Raw genomic sequence first — 18,423 nt, forward strand, 5'->3', positions numbered from 1 at the left:
CTAATGGCGGCGTGTGGCCGACAGCGCGTCGGCATGGCGCAGTTCCAGCGCGGTCTTGAGCATTAGCGTCAGGAGTGCCAGCCCCGTCAGCGTCGCCGCCATGGAGAAGGCCGCGACCGACAGGTATTCGTTGTAGAACATCTCGATGGTGATCGGCATGGTCGCGGTCTGTCCGCGGATCTTGCCCGACACGACGGCCACGGCACCGAACTCGCCCATCGCGCGGGCGGTGCACAGAAGCGTGCCATAAAGCAGCGCCCACCGGATGTTGGGCAGGGTCACGGTGCGGAAGGTCCGCCAACCAGTGGCGCCGAGCGTCAGGGCGGCCTCCTCCTCGGCGCGGCCCTGCTCGATCATCACGGGGATCAGGTCGCGCGCGACGAAGGGAAAGGTCACGAAGACGGTGGCCAGCACGATGCCGGGCACCGCAAAGACGATCGGATAGCCGCTGGCCACCAGCCAGTCGCCAAGCGCGGAATTGGCCCCGAACAGCAGCACGATGCACAGGCCGGCCACGACCGGGCTGATGCTGAAGGGCAGGTCGATCAGCGTGATCAGGAAGGCCTTGCCGCGAAAGTCGAACTTGGTGATGAACCACGCCGCCGCGATGCCGAAGACCGCGTTCATCGGCACCGCGATGGCGGTGATCAGCAGGGTCAGGCGGATGGCCGATTGCGCGTCGCGGCTGGCCAGGCTGCCCACTGCTGCGGCCCAGCCCGCGACAGCGCCTCGACAAAGACGATGACCAGCGGCGCGCCGACCAGCAGCGCCAGACCGCCGACCGCTACTGCGATCAGCGCCCACCGGGCGGCGGGCGATTCCTGGGTGGCAGAGTGAAACACGGGGGTGGCGTCAGACATGACCGATCCTCCGGCGTGACCAGATCTGTATGAGGTTGATCAGCAGCAGCATGGAAAAGCTGATGGCCAGCATCGCCAGGCCAATGGCCCCGGCGGCGCCGTAATTGTATTCCTCCAGCTGGATCACGATCAGCAGGGGGGCGATTTCCGTGCGCAGCGGGATGTTGCCGGCGATGAAGATCACCGATCCGTATTCGCCGACCGCACGGGCCAGCGACAGCGCGAACCCGGTCAGGGCGGCGGGCATCAGCATCGGCACGATCACGTGGCGCAGGGTGTGCGCGCGGCTTGCGCCAAGGGTGGCGGAGGCCTCCTCGACCTCGGTCTCGATCTCCTCGATCACGGGCTGGACGGTGCGGGTCACGAAGGCAGGCCCACGAAGACCAGTGCCAGCCAGATCCCCCATTGCGTATACGCGACCTGCCAGCCGATCTGGTTCGTCAGTTGGCCCAGCACCCCGTTCGGGGCATAGAGCGCGGTCAGCGCGATGCCCGCGACGGCGGTGGGCAGGGCAAAGGGCAGATCGACCGCCGCGTCGATGATGCGCCGCCCCGGAAAGCGGTACCGGACCAGCACCCAGGCCAGGATCACCCCGAACACCAGGTTGAAGCAGGCGGCCAGAAAGGACAGCCGGAAGGACAGCCACAAAGCCGCCCAGACCCGGTCGCGGTTGATCGTGGCCCAGATGTTGGCCGCGCCGAATTCCGCGCCCTGCCACAGCAGCGCGCCGATGGGCAGCGCCACCACCAGCGTCAGCATGAAGACGGTGATCCCGGCCGAAGGGCCCAGACCGGGCATGGCGGTCCGCTGGATCAGGGGAGTGCCGCTCATGGCGCCACATAGATCTGATCAAAGATCCCGCCATCACCGAAATGTCGGGGCTGGAGCGTGGCCCATCCGCCCAAGTCGTCGATGCTGACCAGCTCCAGCTCAGGGAAGCGGGCGACATCCTCGGGGTCCGCGGCGCTGGCGTCCCATGCGCGATAGTAGTGCTTGAAGGCCAGCGCCTGCCCCTCCGGCGTATAGAGATAGTCCAGATAGGCGCTGGCCAGTGCGCGCTGCGCGTCGTCCGCGATGTTGCCCTCGACCAGCGCGACGGGCGGTTCGGCCAGAATGGACAGGCTGGGGACGACGATGTCGAACTGATCCTCGCCCAGTTCGGCCAGCGCCAGATAGGCCTCGTTCTCCCAGGCCAGCAGCACGTCGCCGATGCCGCGTTGCGCGAAGGTCGTGGTCGACCCGCGCGCGCCGGTATCCAGGACCGGAACGTTGGCGAACAGTTGGCCAACGAACTCGGCCGGATCGCGGCCGTTCGTCTCAGCCCAGGCCCAGGCTGCCAGATAGTTCCAACGGGCCCCGCCCGATGTCTTGGGGTTCGGCGTGATCACTTCGACCCCCTCGGCCACCAGATCGCCCCAGTCCTGGATGCCCTTGGGGTTGCCGTCACGGACCAGGAACACGATGGTCGAGGTGTAGGGGCTGGAATTATGCGGCAGCAGGGTCTGCCAGTTCTCGGGCAGCTTGCCCGCGGCGGCGATCTGATCAATATCGGAGGCCAGCGCCAGCGTCACCACCTGCGCGGCCAGCCCGTCGATCACGGATCGCGCCTGCGCGCCAGACCCGCCGTGGCTGGTCTCGATGGTCGGGGCGTCATTCCCTTGGGCCTGCCAATGGGCGGCGAAGGCCTCGTTGACGTCGCGATACAGCTCACGGGTGGGGTCATAGCTGACATTCAGCAGGCTCTGGGCATGGGCGGCAGGCGTCAGCATCAGCAGGGCAAGGGCGGTTGTGCGTAGAAACATGGGCGACCTCATGGCGGTTCGATCAGGGGCTAGCGGGCGTCAGACGCCCATCGGGGCCAGCCTGCCGACCGGAAACCCGGTCAGCGTGCCGCGCCCGGTCGACATGGTGACGCGGCCATCGGCAGCTTCGGTGACGCGCGGGCCCTGGGCGCTGCTGTGGGGGCCGGTGTTGATGGTGGCGAACATGGCGGTCTCTCTTGGCTGAGGGGTGTGTCGGGCGGGACTGCGGGCGGCGCGTTCGGCATCCTGGTGATCGGGGGCAGGCTGCGACCGGGGCGGCGCGGTTCACCGGGCGCAGGCCGGCCCGCAAGAGGATCGTGCCGGTCGGTTGCGGGATCATCTGTCGTCCTTTCCTGTGGCCCGTGCGGCGTTTCGATACGCTAATATCGACAGGGAAAGTCGTTTTTATCAACATAATTAAATCGGCTGATTTTGTCGTCTAAAGAGAAGATCCTTCTCCACGCGCATCGCCCCCCCTCACGTCCGTTTCAGACTGCGGATCAATGGCTGTCAGATACCCTAAAACGGGGCCACGATCAGGCGCCGGTGACTTGAGCCGCGACCGCCTCGGAACCCAGCATGTCGGCCAGGCTCAGCGATTCGATCAGGATCAGGTAGGACCAGAACACCTCCGAGAACACGCGCCGCAACCGGCATGTGGCCTCGTCTGTGCAATCCTCGCAGCGCTGATAGGCGCGGCGCGACAGGCAGGGCAGCGGCGCGATCGGCCCGTCGATCAGCCGCAGCAGCTCCGAGATCGAGACGTCCTCGGGGCGCTTGATCAGGATATATCCTCCCGACCGCCCCCGGATCGACGCTACGATCCCCGCGTTGCGCACCTCCAGCAGGATCTGTTCCAGAAACCGCTTGGGCGTGCCGGAGCGCCGGGCGATCACCTCGATGGTCAGCGCCTCGGGGCGGTCGCGGCGCGCCTCGTCCCCAAGCACCAGCAGGGCCTTCAGCGCGTATTTCATCTTTTGTGTGATCATGGCGCGGCCCCCGGATGCGTTGCTGTCCGCCGGATATAGGCCAGTTCGCCACGCTGCAAAAGAAAAGACGACCCGACCACGGGGTTTTTACGCGGGCCCCGCCCGCCCGGCAGGACCCGATGGGCCTGTCCGATTAAAGACGACAATGACACTAGACATTGTAAATTATTATCGCATGCTGTCCGGGAAAGGAATCGTCCCGATGACCCAGACTGCCCCCCTGGACCTGATCGACCGCAAGATCGTGGCGGTGTTGATGACGGATGCCACCACCCCCATCGCGCAGATCGCGGACAAGGTCGGCCTGTCCCAGACCCCCTGCTGGAAGCGCATCCAGAAGCTGGAGGCCACCGGCGTGCTGACCCGCCGCGTGGCCCTGGCCGACCCGGCCAAATTGGGCTTTGGGCTGACCGTCTTTGTCGGGGTCCAGGCGCCCGATCACGGCACCGAATGGCGCCTGGCCTTCGCCCGCGCCATCGACGCCCTGCCCCAGGTCATGGAGGCCTGGCGCATGGCCGGCGACATCGACTATCTGCTGCGCGTCGTGGTGCCAGACATGGCCGCTTATGACCGCTTTTACACGGCCCTGACCGATGCCGTCGCCATCAAGACCGTCACGGCACAGTTCGCGATGGAACGCCTGCGGCACACGACCGCCTATCCCGTGAATACCCGCGACCGCTAGGGCCGTAAGGCGCGACGGCATCCCCGGACGGGGGCCGTCGCGCGCGGGTCAGAACAGCCAGGCGGCCGCGCCCAGCAGGGCCGCCGTGCCGCCCAGAAAAGCCAGCCAGTGCAGCAGAACCTGTCGGGCAACGCCCGGCTGCGGGCGGGTCGGGGGCATGGGGAACCCGTCATCGGCATCAGGCTGGTCATGCGGGGTCCGTGCCCCCGATCGGGGTGCCAGATCGGTCATCTTGTCGTCCTCGGATACGAAACAGCGGGCAGACCCCTGAAGGCCAGGCGGTCCGGGTTCAGATCGTCATCGTCGGAGGGATTGGCGGCGCACGCGGCCTGCATCGCGGGCAGCGATGCGCAACGGGCGGATGATCCACCGCGCGGGGCCTGGGCGCGACATCCGTGGCTCCGGGGCGCGCATGGGTGACACGATGCTCCGGCAGGGTCGCGTCATCGCCCAACGGCGTGCCGGGTTTGGGGCGCTCGGCCAGCGCGTTGGAGGCGGGCAGGACGCTGTCGGAAAAGCGATCCTCGGGTCCGTGCCCCGGAATCATGGGCCGCGCCAGCGCCAGGGCCGCCACCAGCGTGACGATCATCACCAGCACCGTCGCCCAGGCCGCCAGCGCGCTGCGACGGCCCGCCGGACCCCGGTCAGCAGGCATCACCGCATGGCCGGCGGTGGGGTGCAGCATCGGGATGGGGTCACAGGGGGCGTGCATGGCTGACGCGTCGTTCCGGCAGGCGCGGCCAGGCAGCCGCAAGCCCCAAGATAGGGCGGCGGCCCCCGTCCCGCCAGTGGCCATGACGTCCCGCGCAGAAATGATGCGTCGACGCGCCTAGTCCTGCGCCCGCAGCACCCGGGCCGGGCGCGCCGCCAACGGCCGCCAGGCAAAGCCCAGACCCGCCAGCAGCGTGGCCAACACGCCCCCCACCACGATCATCAGGGCCGAGACCAGGTCGAACCGGAACGGCACCTCCATCACCAGGACCGACACCGCCCAGCCCGCCAAGCCCCCGCCCAACAGCGCCACGCCCCCCGCCGCAGCCCCCAGCAGCGCCGAGCGCAGGGCAAAGCTGGCCAGGATGCGCGCCCGCGACGCGCCAAGCGTCTTCAGGACTGCCGCCTCATGCACACGGGCGCGTTCGCCCGCGGCGGCCGCCCCGATCAGCACCACGAACCCGGTCAGCAGCGTGGCGCCCGCCGCCCAGGCCGTGGCGGCGGCGATGCCCGACAGCGCCTCGGCGGCGCGGTCGATGACCTCGCGCACGGGGACGGCGGTCACGTTGGGATAGCGGCTGCCCAGATCGCGCAGGATCGGCGCCTCGGCCGCGGGGTCGGCATGGACGGTGGCGATATGGGTATGCGGCGCGCCCTGCATCGCGCCGGGGTCCAGCGCCATCACGAAGCCGATGCCCGCGTCGCTGAAATCGACCTCGCGCAGGTTGGCGATGGTGGCGGTGATGTCGCGGCCCAGGATGTTGACCGTGATCGTGTCGCCGATCTGCAGCCCGATCTCGGTCGCGATCTCATCGGAAAAGCTGGCCAGGGGGGGGCCTGCGTAATCCTCGGGCCACCATTCGCCCTGGGTGATGCGGGTGCCGGGCGGCGGGGACGCGGCATAGGTGATGCCCCGGTCGCCGCGCAGCACCCAGTGGTCGGGCGCGACCTCACGCGCGGGGCGGTCCTTGAGGCCGGTGATGATGCCGCGCAGCATCGGCGCGGTCGCCACGTCATCCACCAGCGGATCGTCCCGCAGCCGGGTCAGGAACCCGTCCAACTGATCGGGCTGGATGTCCAGAAAGAAATAGGTCGGCGCCCGGTCCGGAAGTTCGGTGCGGATCGCCTGGTTCAGGTTGGACGACACCTGCCCCACCGCCGCCAGCACGGTCAGCCCCAACCCCAGGGACAGGATCACCGACAGCGCCTCGTCGCGCGGTCCGCCGATGGCCGACAGCGCCAGCCGCAGCACAGGACGCCCGCGCATCAGCCGCGACCGTCCGCCCGCGCGTGCCGCGCGCCGGACCAGGCCCGCCGCCGCGACCAGCACGCCAAAGGCCAGGATCACGCCCCCCGCCACCCCAAGCGTCAGCGCCCACAGCCCCGAGAACCAGGCAGCCGACCCCACCAGCAGCGCCGCCGCCAGCCCGATCACCGCCAGGAACCGCGCTTGCGGCCAGCCCGCACCGATGCCGCCCGCATCGCGGAACAGCGTCGCCGCCCGGATCTGGCGGGTCCGCGCCAGCGGCCACAGGGTGAAGATCGCCGCCGTCAGGATGCCGTACAGCGCCGCCTCGGCCAGCGGGCCGGGATAGGGCGCAAAGACCGCCGGCACCGGCAGCCGCGCCGACAGCAGCGGCGCCAGCGCCAGCGGCACCAGCGCGCCCAGCACCAGCCCCAGGGCGACCCCCATCAGCGTCACCGCCCCCACCTGCAGCAGATAGACCTGAAAGATCGTGCGCCCCGACGCGCCAAGCGTCTTGAGCACCGCGATGACCTGCGTCTTGCGAGCCAGATGCGCGCGCACCGCCGCCGACACGCCGACCCCACCCACGGCCAGCCCCGTCAGGCCGACCAGCACCAGAAAGGCGCCGATCCGGTCCACGAAATTGTCGATGCCCGGCGCGCCCCGCCTGCTGTCGCGCCATCGTGCCCCGCTGTCCGGGAATGCCCCGCGCCAGTCGTCGCGCAGCGCGTCGGGATCGGCCCCCTGTGCCAGCATCAGCCGATAGCGGCTGTCGAACAGCGTGCCTGCACCCAGCAGCTGGCTGTCCTCCAACGCGGATCGCAGGACCAGCGTGCGCGGACCAAAGCCGAATCCCGCCGCCCCCGCATCGGGTTCGACCTGCAGGCGCGCGGTCAGGACGAAATCCTGCACCCCCAGCCGGAACACGTCGCCCAGGGCCAGCCCCAGACGGTCGGCCAGCAGCGGCGCCATTACCCCGCCGGGCAGACCCTGCGGCGTCGGGCCAAGTGCCTCGGCCAGCGGCATCGGCGGGTCCAGAACCACCTGCCCCACCAGCGGCCAGGCCGCGTCCACGCCCTTGACCTGGGTCAGCGCGCGTTCGGCGGCACCGTCCTGGCCCACCACAGCCATCGACCGGAAATCGACGATCTCTGAGACGGTCGCGGCGCGGTCCTCCAGCCAGTCCCGCTCGGCCTCATCGGCAAAGCGATAGGTCAGGCTGACCTCGGCATCGCCACCCAGCAGGGCCGCGCCCTGTTCTGTCAGCCCCGCCTGGATGGCCGCGCGCACGGACCCCACCGCCGCGATCGCCGCGACCCCAAGCGCCAGGCACACCAGCAGCACCCAGAACCCCCGCAAGCCGCCGCGCAGATCGCGCCGCGCGATGCGAGCCGCCAGTGCCAGGCTCATGCCGGGACCCCCGCATCGACGCGGCCATCGTTCAGGCGGATCACCCGGTCACAGCGCGCGGCCAGCACCGGATCATGCGTGACCAGCACCAGCGTCGCGCCATGATCGCGCGACAGGGCGAACAGCAGATCCATGATCGCCTGCCCGTTGGTGCCGTCCAGATTGCCGGTGGGCTCATCCGCCAGCAGGATCGCGGGACGCGGCGCCGCGGCGCGGGCCAGCGCCACGCGCTGCTGTTCGCCCCCCGACAGCTGGGCGGGGTAATGGTCCAGCCGTCCGCCCAGACCCACGCGGCCCAGTTCGGCCGCCGCGCGGTCAAAGGCATCGTCCGCGCCCGCCAGCTCCAGCGGGGTCGCGACATTTTCAAGCGCCGTCATCGTCGGGATCAGGTGGAAGGACTGGAACACCACCCCCATATTGCCAAGACGAAAGCGTGCCAGCGCGTCCTCGTCCAGCGCGGTCAGATCCTGACCCAATGCATGGACCTGTCCGCCGGTGGCCCGTTCCAGCCCGCCCATCAGCATCAGGAGCGATGATTTGCCCGACCCCGAAGGACCGACCAACCCGACCGTCTCCCCCCGCACCACCTCCAGCGTGATGCCGCGCAGGATATCGACCGGCCCCGCATTGCCCTGCAACGTCAATTGCGCGTCGCGCAGGCGGATCACCGGGTCGGCCATGGGCTCGGTCCTCTCATCTTGGGCTTTGGCGGCACGATACGGGGGCCGCGCCGCGATTGGCAACCGCGCCCGGGCCGCCTTGGCGGCGCTGGCGGTCACGGTCATGGCATCGGGGGCAACCCCTGCTGACGCAGAGGCGCTGCGCCTGACAGCCCTGGGCGACAGTCTGACGCAGGGATACGGCCTGCCTCAGGAGGAGGGGTTCGTGCCCGTGCTGCAGGATTGGCTGCAGGGCCGCGGCCATGACGTGACGGTCATCAACGCGGGCGTGTCGGGCGACACGACGGCGGGGGGTGCGGCGCGCGTCGACTGGACGCTGGCCGATGCGCCTGATGCGATGATCGTGGCGCTTGGCGGCAACGACCTGCTGCGCGGGATCGACCCGGCCTCCAGCCGGGCGAACCTGGATGCCATCCTGTCCAAGGCGCAGGCGGCCGGCGTGCCGGTCCTGCTGGCGGGCCTGCCCGCGCCGGGCAATTACGGCCCCGATTTCGCCCGCGACTTCGAGGGGATGTATGTCGATCTGGCCGCCGAATACGACGCGGTTCTGGTCCCCGATTTCCTGGGACCGATCGGGGAAAAGGCCACGCAGGGCCTGTCCTTGGCCGACCTGATGCAGGACGACCGCATCCACCCCAATGCCGAGGGCGTCCGCCAGATCGTGGACGCCATCGGCCCCGAGGTCGAGGCGCTGCTGACCCGCGTGGATCAGTAACGCGCGGCCATTTCCGGCAGGGACAGCGGGCGCAGCTTGTCAGCATTGCCCGCGGTCCCGAAGGCCTCGAACCGGTCGCGGCAGACCTGCGCCATCATCGCCATCGCGGGCTTCAGATAGGCGCGCGGGTCGAATTCCGCCGGGTGTTCGGCCAGCACGCGGCGGATCGCGGCGGTCATGGCCAGGCGGTTGTCGGTGTCGATGTTCACCTTGCGCACGCCATGGCGGATGCCGCGCTGTATCTCGTCGACGGGGACGCCCCAGGTCGGGCGGATGTCGCCGCCATGCGCGTTGATGATCGCCTGCAGATCCTCGGGGACCGAACTGGAGCCGTGCATCACCAGATGGGTGTTGGGCAGGCGGCGGTGGATCTCCTCGATCACATGCATCGCCAGGATGTCGCCGTCGGGCTTGCGGGTGAACTTGTAGGCGCCGTGGCTGGTGCCCATGGCGATGGCCAAGGCGTCCACGCCGGTCTCCTGGACAAAGCGCACGGCCTCGTCGGGGTCGGTCAGCAGCTGATCCTCGGACAGCTTGCCCTCGGCGCCGTGGCCGTCCTCGGCATCGCCCATGCCGGTCTCAAGGCTGCCCAGCACGCCCAGCTCTCCCTCGACGGACACGCCGCAGGCATGGGCCATTTCGGTCACGCGGCGGGTGATGTCGGCGTTATAGGCGTAATCGGCGGGCGTCTTGCCATCGGATTTCAGCGAACCGTCCATCATCACCGACGTGAACCCGTTCTGGATCGCGGTCGCGCAGGTCTCCAGCCCGTTGCCGTGGTCCAGATGCATGCAGATCGGGATGTCGGGATAAGCCCGCGCCAGACCCCCGATCAGCCCGGCCAGCACCGCGTCATTGGCATAGGCCCGTGCGCCGCGGCTGGCCTGCAGGATCACCGGGCTGCGCGTGGCCTGCGCCGCCTGCATCACGGCCAGCCCCTGCTCCATGTTGTTGATGTTGAAGGCGGGCACGGCATAGCCATGCTCGGCCGCGTGATCCAGCAGCTGGCGCAGGGTGATCATGGGCATGGGGGTTATCCTCTGAGGGCGTCATGCAGCGCGTCGATCTCGTCCGAGGCGCCGAAATAAAGGGGGGTGAATTCGTGCAGGCCGCGCGGCACGCGGTCCAGGATGGGGCCGTGCCCGTCGGTCGCCTGCCCGCCCGCCTGTTCGATCAGAAAGGCGATGGGCACGCATTCATAGATCAGCCGCAGCCGGCCGTCGCCATATCCCGGCCGCGCATCGGCGGGGTACAGGAACGCGCCGCTCTTCAGCAGGATGCGGTGCAATTCACCCACGGCGGCGGCCAGCCAGCGCATGTTGAAATCGCGCCCGCGCGGACCGTCACGGCCTGCGCGCAGGTCACTGGCCCAAGCCTGCAGCCCGGGCGCCCAGTGGCGTTCATTCGACGCGTTATATGCAATGGTCGAGGCCTGGGGCTTAAGCCGCAGATCCTGTCGGCTGACGCGAAAGGCTGCGGCCTCTGCGTCCCAGGTGGCGACATGGACGCCCGCGCCGGTGGACCAGCCGAAATCGACCGAATGCCCAAAGGACGCGTAACCCGCCGCCACCACCGCCCTGCCCGTCCGCTGGAACCCCTGCGGATCGGCGGGCAGGATGCTGAACAGCATTCCCAGGGGCGCGCCGATGCCGATGCTGCCCGACCCGTCGATAGGGTCGATCGCCACGTCGAAGGCGCCGCCGTCGTTCAGCAAGATGATGTCCAGGGCCTCTTCGGACAGGACCTGACGGACGCCCGCCGCGCGCAGGGCGGCGATCATGTGGTCATGGGCCGCCATGTCCAGCGCCTTCTGGCTGTCGCCGCTGTCATTGGTGCCGACGATGGCCTCGGGGTCGCCGTGCAGGCGCCCCGCCGCCAGACGCGCGGCCAGTGGCGGCAGCGCGCGGGCGATGGCCGCCACGATGGCAGGCGCGCCGTCACGCGCCAGCAGATCGTCCAGCAGCGGCCCCGTCGCGGGCCCGTCCGTCGGCAGGCGCAGCATCAGCGCCCTGCGTATTTCGCACCGACCGCGTCGATGGCCGCGACATTGCCCGCGGATTTGCCGTTGCGGTCAAAGCTTTCGGTCTGCGCCAGCCAGGCATCGGCGATGGTCTTGGCGACCTCTGCCCCGATCACGCGGGCGCCCATGGTGATGATCTGCGCGTCATTCGACAGCGCGGCGCGTTCGGCGGAATAGGTGTCATGCGTCAGGGCTGCGCGGATGCCCGGCACCTTGTTGGCCGCGATGCAGACGCCGATGCCCGTTCCGCAGACCAGGATGGCGCGGTCATAGGTGCCGTCCATGACCTGGCTGGCCACCCGGTCCGACAGGTTGGCATAGAACGCGTCGGGGCCTTCGTCCGTGCGGCTGATTTCCGACACGTCGAAGCGGTCCTTGAGGTGGTCGGCCAGCACCTTGGCCAGACCTTCGCCCGCGCTGTCGCCTGCGATTGCCAGTTTCATGCGTTCTCTCCGATGGTTGCGGCGCAGCGCGCCAGGATGTCCAGATAGCCGTTCACGTCCCAGGCCGAGCGCCCGATGAACAGCCCGTCGATATGCGGGCAGGCGATCAGTTCCGCGCAATTGCCCGGATTGACCGACCCGCCATAGAGGCAGGGCACGCGGCGGCCCAGCACGTCTTGCGACACCGCGATGATCTCGGCCTGCCGCGCATCGGCGTAATCCGAGGTCGCGGGAATGCCGTTCGCGCCGATGGCCCAGACCGGCTCGTAGGCCAGCAGGATCGCGGCGTCAGACCCGGCCACGGGGTCCAGCGCGGTGCGGACCTGAGCCTCCAGCACCTGCGTGGCGCGGCCCGCCTCGCGCTCGGCCAGGGTCTCTCCGATGCAGATCAGCGGGATCAGGCCGTGTCGGACGGCGGCGGCGGTCTTCAGGCCCACCGTCTCGTCGGTCTCGCCGAAATGCTCGCGGCGTTCGCTGTGGCCCAGTTCCACGATGTCCAGCCCGCAATCGGTCAGCATCACGGGGCTGATCTCTCCGGTCCAGGCACCGGCATCGTCCCAGTGCATGTTCTGCGCGCCGACCTTGACGTCGGTGTCCGACAGCGCGTCGGCCACCTGGCGGCAGGCGGTAAAGGGCGGGATGACGAACCGCTGGATGCCTGCGGGGGCGGGCGTGCCGCGCAGGCCGTCCGCGAATGTCATCGCCTCGGCCAGGGTCTTGTTCATCTTCCAGCTGGTGCCGATCCAGAATTGGGTCATGCGGGGTCCTTTGCGATGGTCAGCGCGATGCCCGCCCGGTCGATCGCGGCGCGATCCTCGGGCGCGGGGGGCGCGTCGGTGATGATGGCGTCGAAATCCGACAGGTCGGCCAGCGCATGCAGCGCGCTGCGGCCAAAGCGGGCGTGGTTGACCAGCAGCGCGCAGCGTTCCGACGCCTGCATCATCGCGCGCTTGGTCCGCACCACGCCGTCATCCATGTGAAACGCCCGCAGCCCTGCCACCGCCGGGGTCGAGATGAACGCCAGATCCGCCCGCAGCCGCGACAGCGCATCCTCGGTCACCATGCCGAAAAATCCGTTGAACTTGACGCTGTAGATGCCGCCAAGCGCGATCAGCGTCACCCGCGGGGCATCGCGCAGCCGGTCGATGACGGCGGCGTTGTTGGTGATGACCGTCAGCGGCGCGCGGTCCGTCAGCCGCGCCCCCAGCAGCGCCGCCATCGAGCCGTCATTGACCATCACGGTCATCCCCGGCTCGACCAGCTCCAGCGCGGCCTGGGCCATGCGCGCCTTGGCGTCGCCGTCCTGCAATTCGCGGATGCGAAAATCGCTCTCGAACTGGGTGCCGGCCTCGATGGTGGCGCCGCCGCGCACCTTGCGCAGCAGGCCCGCCTGTTCCAGGTCGTCCAGATCGCGGTGGATGGTCATCCGGCTGACCGCAAAGCGCAGCGCCAGGTCGTCCAGGTCCACGGCCCGGGCCGCGACCAGCAGATCCATGATCGCCTGCCTGCGTTCATCGCGTTTCACACTGTCCTCCCTGGTTCGAGGACCATTCATAACACGCAGACCGCACATAACAACACCCTGAATGTTACTTTGTGATTTTTCGTTGTGATGACACCGCCGACAGGCTATGGAGGGCGCAACAGGAGGACCCCCATGCCCTTAGACACCCCCAAAGACCCCGCCATCGCCGCCAAAGCCGATCTGGACCCGCAGAACTTCGCCCTGGCGAACTGCATCCGGGCGCTGACCATCGACGCCGTGAATGCCGCCAACAGCGGTCATCCCGGCGCGCCGATGGGCATGGCCGATGCCGCCACCATGCTGTTCCGCAACCACCTGAAATTCGATGCGGCGAACCCCGACTGGCCCGACCGCGACCGCTTCGTGCTGTCGAACGGGCATGCGTCGATGCTGCTCTACAGCCTGCTGCACCTGACCGGGTATCAGGACATGACGCTGGAGCAGATCCGGAACTTCCGCCAATGGGGCGCGATCACCGCGGGCCACCCGGAATACGGCCACGCCAAGGGGATCGAGACCACGACCGGCCCCCTGGGTCAGGGCCTGGCCACCGCCGTGGGCATGGCGCTGGCGGAACGCGCGCTGGCCGGAGAGTTCGGCGACGACCTGGTCGATCACCGCACCTGGGTCATGCTGGGCGACGGCTGCCTGCAGGAGGGCATCGGCCAGGAGGCGATCAGTCTTGCGGGCCATCTGGGCCTGGGCAAGCTGATCGTGCTGTACGACGACAACAGCATCACCATCGACGGCCCGACCTCGGTCAGCTTTTCCGAGGACATCCCGGCGCGCCTCGAAGCCTGCGGCTGGCATGTCCAGACCTGCGACGGCCATGATGGTCGCGCACTGGATGCCGCGATGGCGGCCGCCAAAGCCGAGACGGGCAAGCCCTCGCTGATCGCGATGAAGACGATCATCGGGTTTGGCTCGCCCAACCGGGCGGGCAGCTATTCCGTGCATGGCTCGCCCTTGGGCGCCGATGAGGGCGCGCTGACCCGCGAGGCCCTGGGCTGGACGCATGACGCCTTCGTGATCCCCGACGATCTGGCCACTGAGTGGCGCCAGATCGGCGCGCGCGGCACTGCTGACCGCGAGGCATGGGAGGCCCGTCTGGCCGCATCGCCAAAGGGCGCGGCCCTGACGCAGCGCTTGTCGGGCGATCTGCCCGCGGGCTATGACACCGCCGTCACCGCCGCCCGCGACGCCCTGTTTGCCGCGCCGAAAAAGGCCGCGACCCGCAAGGCCAGCCAGATGGCGCTGGAGGCGCTGGCCGGGGCCGTGCCCGCGATGATCGGCGGATCGGCCGATCTGACCGGATCGAACCTGACCCGCGTCAAGGCGGTCGACACGCAATACACCCGCGACGCGCCCGGCCGCTATATCGGCTATGGCGTGCGCGAATTCGGCATGGCCGCCGCGATGAACGGGCTGAACCTGCATGGCGGGGTGATCGCCTATGGGGGCACGTTCCTGGTGTTTTCCGACTATGCCCGCAACGCGATCCGCCTGTCGGCGCTGATGGGGGTCGGCACGATCTATGTCATGACCCATGACAGCATCGGCCTGGGCGAGGACGGCCCGACCCACCAGCCGGTGGAACACCTTGCCTCGCTGCGCGCCATTCCCGGCCTGACCGTCCTGCGCCCCGCCGACACGGTCGAGACGCTGGAAGCCTGGGACATCGCGATCCGCAACCGCAATGTGCCATCCCTGCTGGCCCTGTCCCGCCAGGACGTGCCGCAGCTGCGCCTTGAGGCCGGGACCGAGAACCTGACCGCCAAGGGCGCCTATGTGATCCGCCAGTTCGGCGACGGCCGCGACGTGACCCTGATCGCCACCGGCACTGAGGTCGCCATCGCCGTTCAGGCCGCCGAGGCGCTGGCCGCAGAAGGCATGGCCGTGGCCGTCGTGTCGATGCCAAGCTGGGAGCTGTTCGAGGCGCAATCCGCCGATTACCGCGCCCAGACCTTGGGCACCGCGCCCCGCATCGCCGTCGAGGCCGCGGGCAAGTTCGGCTGGACCCGCTATGTCGCGACCGAGGACGATGTGATCGGCATGACCGGTTTCGGCGCATCGGCCCCCATCGACCGCCTGTACCAGGAGTTCGGCATCACCCCCGCGGCCATCATCGCCCGCGCCCGTCTGGTGACCGGCCACTGATCCAAAGGTCAAGGCCGCAAGCGGCCTCGACGCGATGCTCCCCACGCGCGCAAAGCGCGCGCGGGGCCCAGCGGCAGCGACCGGGTCGGGGTTTCCCCGACACGCCCCCGTGCGGATCACACCGACATCAGGCCGCGCGCCGTGATCTCGTCGGTGATCAGGCCGGACAGGCGGCCGCTGTTCAGCACCGCACGGATCGCCGCCAGCTTGTCAGGACCGCCCGCGATGACGACGATGCGCTGACCTTCGGCGCGGTCCAGTTCGACCGCCAGGGTCCGCGCCGTCAGGGTCGTTTCAAGCACATGGCCACGTGCGTCGAAGAAGTGGCCCATCATCTCTCCCATCCCGCCGGCCGCGTTGATTTCCGCGATCTCGCGCCGCTCGATCATCCCCGATGCAACCAGCTGCGCCCCCCCATCCGCCGTGCCCATCCCCACAAGGGTCAGGGTCGCGCTGTTCGACAGATCGAAGATGTCGCGCACGCCGGGCTGGGACAACAGCACCGCGCGGTCGGCCTCGGAATTGGCAAAAAACGGCACCGGCATCACATAGGCCTGCGCGCCAGTCTTTTCGGCCAGGGTGTGCATCACGTCATGCGGGTTAGCGGCATAGTTCCGCGTCAGGCCGCCCAGCACCGCGACAAACCTAATGTCGCGCGCCTCGAACCGGGGCAGCTGCCGGACTGCCGCCGCCAGGGTCCGACCGTGGCCCAGGCCGATGACCTGATGTTCCCCGCTTTCGATGGCGCGGCGCAGAAAGCCCGCACCGGCCAGGGCCAGGGCGCGCAGGGGCATCCCCTCCTCTCCCAGGTCGGGGGCCACCTCGCAATGCGCCAGGCCGAAGCGCGCGCAGAGCTGGTCCTCCAGCATGGCGCATTCGACGATCTCTCCGTCGATGGTGACCTTGACCACGCCCTCGGCCACCGCGCGGGCGATCAGGCGATGCGCCTTGACACCGGTCACGCCCAGCCGCTTGGCCACCGCCGCCTGCGTCAGCCCGCCCGCGTAATGCAGCCAGGCGGCGCGGGTCGCCAGGCTCTGCTCGGGGTCGATCGGGCCGCGCCGCGTCATCACGATGCCGCCTGCATGACGGCCCGCAACGCGGCCACGGAAAGGGGCGCCGGGTTGGCCTTCATGGAGGAGGATGTCGCCGCCGCCTCGGCCGCCGCCTGCTGGGCAGCCGCGTCGATCCCCTGCGCGGCAAGGCCGGGCAGCCCCGCCGCCCGCGACCAGTCACCCAGCAGCGCCACCGCCTGCGGCAGCGTGGCACCGCCCCGCCCGAAGGCCGCGCCGATCCAGGCGCCGACCTGATCCAACCGCGCCGCCAGGGCCGGATCGGTCACCGCCTGCCGGTTGGCCAGCAGCACATGCGGCAGCAGCGCACCGCAGATCGCGCCATGCGCGGCCCCGGTCAGCCCGCCCAAGGGGCCCGCCAGCCCATGCACCGCGCCCAGGCCCGCATTGGCCAGAGCCAGACCGCCGCACAGGCTGACCCAGGCCATTTCGTCGCGGGCCTGCGGGTCCTCGGCCTCCATCAGGCGCATGATCGCCGTCAGGCCGCGCGGGATCGCGTCGCGGCACAGCGCATCGGTCAGCGGGTTGGCGCGGGTGCAGACGTAGGGCTCGATCACCTGCGTGATGGCATCCAGCCCGGAGGCCAGCGTCACCCCCCGCGGACAGCCATCGGTCAGGCCTGGGTCGACGATGGCCAGCGCGGGCAGCATCCGCGCATCGCGCAGGCTGACCTTGCGGCGTGCCTCGGGGACGCCGATCACCGCGTTGCGCGTGACCTCGGCCCCGGTGCCGGCGGTGGTGGGGATGGCGACAAAGGGCAAGGGCGCATGGTCCAGCGGCAGGCCCTGCCCCACCACCTCCAGGTGGTCCAAAACCGGGCGGGTCATGGTCAGGCAAGCCGCCAGCGCCTTGCCCGCGTCGATCACCGCTCCGCCGCCCAAGGCCACGACGACCTCGGCCCCGCGTGCAGTATCCATGGCCGACAGGATCATTGGCAAGTCGGGTTCGCGCGGCACCGACAGGCGCGTGACCGTACAGCCCTGCGCCGCAAGCGCATCGGCCAGCCAGTCTGCGCGCGCCGCCGTCGCCCCCTGCACCAGCAGCACCCGCCGCCCCATCGCCGCGATGCGGCCCGCCGCCTCGGCCGACTGGCCGCGTCCGAACAGGATCTGCGTGGCGGTGGCAAAGGCGAAGGGGCTGGTCATGGCGGCATCCCGGACTGCGATGCGCTAGATATTCAGCTTATCCGCGCCGGTGTCGATATGCGGCGCCCAGAATGCCACGCTTTCCGCGATCTGGGCGATCACCTGCCGGTCATTGGGATCGCGTTCCTTGAAGGACAACTCCAGGCAGATCTCGTTGTCGACGGCCCCACCCTGGGCCAGCGCCTCCAGCACGGGTTCAGGCTGGACCCGGCCCCTGGCGTTGAATTCGGCGGTGAAGGGGCGGTGGCCGCCCTTGTCCATCAGCGACTGCTTGATATGGATGATCGGGCTGACCCGCGGCACGGCCCGCGCCCAGGCATAGGGATCGTAATCGTCGGGGTCCGCACTGGTCACGTCGCCATGGTCGATATCGGCCATCATCCACATCGGCACCGCCATGTCGGCCGCCGTCAGCCGGTCCTGCAGGGCCATCGCGGCGGGGATCGTCTCTCCGAATTCGCGGCCCACGCTCATCGGTTCCCAGAAGATGTAGTCCAACCCGGCGGCCTCGGCGTGCTGGGCAACCTCGGCCCAACAGTCGATGGCGATGCGGATCAGGTCCTCGCGGCGGGCGGGCGCGTCATAGTCGCGCCAGGTAAAGATCGCGAATTGCGTGCCGACCGACCTCCCGCCCAGATCGGCGGTGATGTCCGCGAAGGTCTTGAACCAGTCGATGTAATATCGCCGCACATCCGCGTCGGGATGGCCGAAATGGTTCAGCCGCCCATACGGCCCGGTCATGCCGCTGGTCACCCGCACCCCGGTCCGGTCCAGCGCCGCGCGCATCTGCCGCGTCAGGCGGCGGATGACCGGCGCGGGCCAGGAGGGGTTGATGAACTCATGCGTCAGCTGCAGGTCGCGGATGCGAAGGTCGCGCGCGACCGTGTCGATCAGGTCGTCCGGATCGGCGATGCGGTTGACCAGCGGGTTGGTGTTCAGCGACAGGGTCAGGGGCATGATGT

General features: G+C 69.3%; 18 protein-coding genes and 2 pseudogenes. 3 read left to right on the forward strand and 17 right to left on the reverse strand.

The features are described 5' to 3' along the window. The 5 genes and pseudogenes from cysW to FA740_RS04215 all read right to left on the reverse strand — a co-directional run bounded on the left by cysW (window position 1) and on the right by FA740_RS04215 (window position 3,651). A pseudogene (gene cysW / locus FA740_RS04200) lies at window positions 1–860 on the reverse strand (sulfate ABC transporter permease subunit CysW). Continuing rightward, window positions 853–1,691: pseudogene (gene cysT / locus FA740_RS04205) on the reverse strand (sulfate ABC transporter permease subunit CysT). Before cysT ends, cysW begins: the two co-directional pseudogenes overlap by 8 nt. After that, on the reverse strand, window positions 1,688–2,662 hold the full coding sequence (locus FA740_RS04210; protein ID WP_211243642.1) for a sulfate ABC transporter substrate-binding protein: 975 nt from the start codon (window positions 2,660–2,662) through the stop codon (window positions 1,688–1,690). The pseudogene cysT and the gene FA740_RS04210 overlap by 4 nt, the downstream one beginning before the upstream one ends. Before the next feature lie 39 nt (window positions 2,663–2,701). Then, complete coding sequence (locus FA740_RS19585; RefSeq protein WP_169306209.1) at window positions 2,702–2,848, reverse strand: hypothetical protein; 147 nt, start codon at window positions 2,846–2,848, stop codon at window positions 2,702–2,704. A gap of 350 nt (window positions 2,849–3,198) precedes the next feature. Then, complete coding sequence (locus FA740_RS04215; RefSeq protein ID WP_136855530.1) at window positions 3,199–3,651, reverse strand: RrF2 family transcriptional regulator; 453 nt, start codon at window positions 3,649–3,651, stop codon at window positions 3,199–3,201. 202 nt (window positions 3,652–3,853) lie between these two features. On the opposite strand from FA740_RS04215, the gene FA740_RS04220 reads away from it, so the two are divergent. Beyond that, on the forward strand, window positions 3,854–4,336 hold the full coding sequence (locus FA740_RS04220) for an Lrp/AsnC family transcriptional regulator (protein ID WP_136855531.1): 483 nt from the start codon (window positions 3,854–3,856) through the stop codon (window positions 4,334–4,336). Window positions 4,337–4,384: 48 nt separating this feature from the next. On the opposite strand, the gene FA740_RS04225 is transcribed toward FA740_RS04220, so the two are convergent. The 4 genes from FA740_RS04225 to FA740_RS04240 form a co-directional block, all read right to left on the reverse strand. Then, window positions 4,385–4,567: a hypothetical protein gene (locus FA740_RS04225; RefSeq protein ID WP_136855532.1), complete on the reverse strand. Its 183-nt coding sequence runs from the start codon at window positions 4,565–4,567 to the stop codon at window positions 4,385–4,387. 58 nt (window positions 4,568–4,625) lie between these two features. Further along, window positions 4,626–5,048 (reverse strand): hypothetical protein, encoded by a 423-nt coding sequence (locus FA740_RS04230; RefSeq protein ID WP_136855533.1) that lies wholly within the window; start codon window positions 5,046–5,048, stop codon window positions 4,626–4,628. Window positions 5,049–5,165: 117 nt separating this feature from the next. Beyond that, window positions 5,166–7,703, reverse strand: coding sequence for an ABC transporter permease (locus FA740_RS04235; RefSeq protein WP_136855534.1), 2,538 nt, complete (start codon window positions 7,701–7,703; stop codon window positions 5,166–5,168). Continuing rightward, a complete protein-coding gene (locus tag FA740_RS04240) occupies window positions 7,700–8,383 on the reverse strand; it encodes an ABC transporter ATP-binding protein (RefSeq protein WP_136855535.1) in 684 nt (227 codons plus the stop codon). Before FA740_RS04240 ends, FA740_RS04235 begins: the two co-directional genes overlap by 4 nt. Here FA740_RS04240 and FA740_RS04245 point away from each other — a divergent pair. Further along, window positions 8,382–9,098: an arylesterase gene (locus FA740_RS04245; protein WP_420873130.1), complete on the forward strand. Its 717-nt coding sequence runs from the start codon at window positions 8,382–8,384 to the stop codon at window positions 9,096–9,098. The genes FA740_RS04240 and FA740_RS04245 overlap by 2 nt on opposite strands. Here FA740_RS04245 and fba read toward each other — a convergent pair. From fba to FA740_RS04270, 5 genes are read right to left on the reverse strand one after another with little or no spacing between them, the layout of a single operon-like run. After that, window positions 9,092–10,126 carry a class II fructose-bisphosphate aldolase gene (gene fba, locus FA740_RS04250; RefSeq protein ID WP_136855536.1) on the reverse strand — a complete coding sequence of 345 codons (1,035 nt, stop codon included), beginning with the start codon at window positions 10,124–10,126 and terminating at the stop codon, window positions 9,092–9,094. The genes FA740_RS04245 and fba overlap by 7 nt on opposite strands. Window positions 10,127–10,131: 5 nt before the next feature. Then, window positions 10,132–11,100, reverse strand: coding sequence for a class 1 fructose-bisphosphatase (locus FA740_RS04255; protein WP_136855537.1), 969 nt, complete (start codon window positions 11,098–11,100; stop codon window positions 10,132–10,134). Continuing rightward, complete coding sequence (gene derI, locus FA740_RS04260; RefSeq protein WP_136855538.1) at window positions 11,100–11,561, reverse strand: D-erythrulose-4-phosphate isomerase; 462 nt, start codon at window positions 11,559–11,561, stop codon at window positions 11,100–11,102. Before derI ends, FA740_RS04255 begins: the two co-directional genes overlap by 1 nt. After that, entirely contained in the window at window positions 11,558–12,319 is a 762-nt protein-coding gene (locus FA740_RS04265; RefSeq protein ID WP_136855539.1) for a triose-phosphate isomerase, read from the reverse strand. The genes derI and FA740_RS04265 overlap by 4 nt, the downstream gene beginning before the upstream one ends. Continuing rightward, a complete protein-coding gene (locus FA740_RS04270) occupies window positions 12,316–13,086 on the reverse strand; it encodes a DeoR/GlpR family DNA-binding transcription regulator (protein WP_136855540.1) in 771 nt (256 codons plus the stop codon). Before FA740_RS04270 ends, FA740_RS04265 begins: the two co-directional genes overlap by 4 nt. A 132-nt stretch (window positions 13,087–13,218) precedes the next feature. On the opposite strand from FA740_RS04270, the gene tkt reads away from it, so the two are divergent. Continuing rightward, window positions 13,219–15,243: a transketolase gene (gene tkt, locus FA740_RS04275; RefSeq protein ID WP_136855541.1), complete on the forward strand. Its 2,025-nt coding sequence runs from the start codon at window positions 13,219–13,221 to the stop codon at window positions 15,241–15,243. 116 nt (window positions 15,244–15,359) lie between these two features. Here tkt and FA740_RS04280 read toward each other — a convergent pair whose 3' ends face one another. Genes FA740_RS04280 through FA740_RS04290 form a run of 3 tightly spaced genes read right to left on the reverse strand, consistent with a single transcriptional unit; the run spans window position 15,360 to window position 18,418 of the window. Continuing rightward, the gene (locus tag FA740_RS04280) at window positions 15,360–16,313 is read right to left on the reverse strand and encodes a sugar-binding transcriptional regulator (RefSeq protein WP_136855542.1); all 954 of its coding nucleotides are present in this window, start codon (window positions 16,311–16,313) and stop codon (window positions 15,360–15,362) included. Continuing rightward, window positions 16,313–17,461, reverse strand: a complete 1,149-nt coding sequence (locus FA740_RS04285; protein WP_136855543.1) for an iron-containing alcohol dehydrogenase — start codon at window positions 17,459–17,461, stop codon at window positions 16,313–16,315. Before FA740_RS04285 ends, FA740_RS04280 begins: the two co-directional genes overlap by 1 nt. Before the next feature lie 24 nt (window positions 17,462–17,485). Further along, window positions 17,486–18,418, reverse strand: a complete 933-nt coding sequence (locus FA740_RS04290; RefSeq protein ID WP_136855544.1) for a sugar phosphate isomerase/epimerase family protein — start codon at window positions 18,416–18,418, stop codon at window positions 17,486–17,488. Window positions 18,419–18,423: the final 5 nt, after the last annotated feature.

Source organism: Paracoccus hibiscisoli, assembly GCF_005048265.1.
In the GTDB taxonomy this organism is placed as follows: Bacteria; Pseudomonadota; Alphaproteobacteria; order Rhodobacterales; family Rhodobacteraceae; genus Paracoccus; species Paracoccus hibiscisoli.

Bases quoted from the DNA above. Each gene is read 5' to 3' on its own strand.
- FA740_RS04235 (WP_136855534.1), bottom strand. From the start codon at position 7,703: ATGAGCCTGGCACTGGCGGCTCGCATCGCGCGGCGCGATCTGCGCGGC.
- FA740_RS04210 (WP_211243642.1), bottom strand. From the start codon at position 2,662: ATGTTTCTACGCACAACCGCCCTTGCCCTGCTGATGCTGACGCCTGCC.
- FA740_RS04265 (WP_136855539.1), bottom strand. From the start codon at position 12,319: ATGACCCAATTCTGGATCGGCACCAGCTGGAAGATGAACAAGACCCTG.
- FA740_RS19585 (WP_169306209.1), bottom strand. From the start codon at position 2,848: ATGTTCGCCACCATCAACACCGGCCCCCACAGCAGCGCCCAGGGCCCG.
- FA740_RS04245 (WP_420873130.1), top strand. From the start codon at position 8,382: ATGGGCTCGGTCCTCTCATCTTGGGCTTTGGCGGCACGATACGGGGGC.
- FA740_RS04220 (WP_136855531.1), top strand. From the start codon at position 3,854: ATGACCCAGACTGCCCCCCTGGACCTGATCGACCGCAAGATCGTGGCG.
- FA740_RS04290 (WP_136855544.1), bottom strand. From the start codon at position 18,418: ATGCCCCTGACCCTGTCGCTGAACACCAACCCGCTGGTCAACCGCATC.
- FA740_RS04240 (WP_136855535.1), bottom strand. From the start codon at position 8,383: ATGGCCGACCCGGTGATCCGCCTGCGCGACGCGCAATTGACGTTGCAG.
- tkt (WP_136855541.1), top strand. From the start codon at position 13,219: ATGCCCTTAGACACCCCCAAAGACCCCGCCATCGCCGCCAAAGCCGAT.
- FA740_RS04225 (WP_136855532.1), bottom strand. From the start codon at position 4,567: ATGACCGATCTGGCACCCCGATCGGGGGCACGGACCCCGCATGACCAG.
- fba (WP_136855536.1), bottom strand. From the start codon at position 10,126: ATGCCCATGATCACCCTGCGCCAGCTGCTGGATCACGCGGCCGAGCAT.
- derI (WP_136855538.1), bottom strand. From the start codon at position 11,561: ATGAAACTGGCAATCGCAGGCGACAGCGCGGGCGAAGGTCTGGCCAAG.
- FA740_RS04280 (WP_136855542.1), bottom strand. From the start codon at position 16,313: ATGACGCGGCGCGGCCCGATCGACCCCGAGCAGAGCCTGGCGACCCGC.
- FA740_RS04230 (WP_136855533.1), bottom strand. From the start codon at position 5,048: ATGCACGCCCCCTGTGACCCCATCCCGATGCTGCACCCCACCGCCGGC.
- FA740_RS04285 (WP_136855543.1), bottom strand. From the start codon at position 17,461: ATGACCAGCCCCTTCGCCTTTGCCACCGCCACGCAGATCCTGTTCGGA.
- FA740_RS04215 (WP_136855530.1), bottom strand. From the start codon at position 3,651: ATGATCACACAAAAGATGAAATACGCGCTGAAGGCCCTGCTGGTGCTT.
- FA740_RS04255 (WP_136855537.1), bottom strand. From the start codon at position 11,100: ATGCTGCGCCTGCCGACGGACGGGCCCGCGACGGGGCCGCTGCTGGAC.